We start from the raw sequence: 897 nt of genomic DNA on the forward strand, positions 1-897 counted from the left end.
TCAACTTCCTGATTTTTAGCCCCATTTAGGGCTCGGCTACTGTCTGCAGTAGCCGAGCCTTGGCGCTCATTGATGGTACGCTCGGAGTCATTCATAAAACTCTTCCTTCATGATTAGAGCGAAATGTAAGGAACAGGCTTATTTGATGAGCTTAGAGACCGCCCAACCTGCCAGGAATGCACAACCGATACTCAACAGCGGGCGCTCTTTAATGACGTTTTCTGCGGATTTGGTCGCTTGCTGAATGTTCTCTGCGCCGACTTCCAGCTTCTCTTTGGCATGTTCTTTCATGGCGCCAACCGCTTCTGAAGTGGCTTGCTCTGCAAGGTGGTACGCCTCTTCAAATTGCTCTTGAGGTTTAACTGCGCTTTCTTTTGTATTAGCCATAACTAGCCTCCGTTGATTGAGATTACCTTGGATTAAACGGTTGTGATTCCGCTGAGAAGTAATCTGATAAAAGTGAATTCTTTTTGTTTCCTCGTGAGTGGTATTGCGATTACTGTGCCAACTTAATAAGTCATTGTTTTTATTGAAATAGAATTTAAATAACTCCTATCGTTGCAAAATGACCTGTAATTATTTCCTTTGAATGGATTCTTATTTGTAATTTTTTCTTATTCCCCACAAGCAATCACGCGCAATTAATAACCACCACCATGCTTACTCCTTATATTATCTGGCATCTCTCACACTCAATATTCATGGCATACAAAATGCTAGATATAAAATGCCACATGAAAAATATTGTTCATATTTAATAGCTAAGGCATCGCAATATAAGTTGCGCTTAAGCACTGCAATAAAGTAACCGCAGTAAAATAAAGGAGAAGATATGAGAAATGAAAACATCGCCTCAATCATTGAGCTTATTCACAGCGGTAATGATATTTACAAGAA

At 40.1% G+C, this 897-nt stretch carries 1 protein-coding gene; it reads right to left on the reverse strand.

The features are described from left to right. Positions 1 to 138: 138 nt before the first annotated feature. Positions 139 to 387, reverse strand: a complete 249-nt coding sequence (locus R8O11_RS26055; RefSeq protein ID WP_005466481.1) for a hypothetical protein — start codon at positions 385 to 387, stop codon at positions 139 to 141. Between the last annotated feature and the right edge of the window lie 510 nt (positions 388 to 897).

The organism is Vibrio sp. 1288, assembly GCF_033344475.1.

Excerpts from the sequence above, each read along its gene's own strand:
- R8O11_RS26055 (WP_005466481.1), bottom strand. The coding sequence starts at position 387 with ATGGCTAATACAAAAGAAAGCGCAGTTAAACCTCAAGAGCAATTTGAA.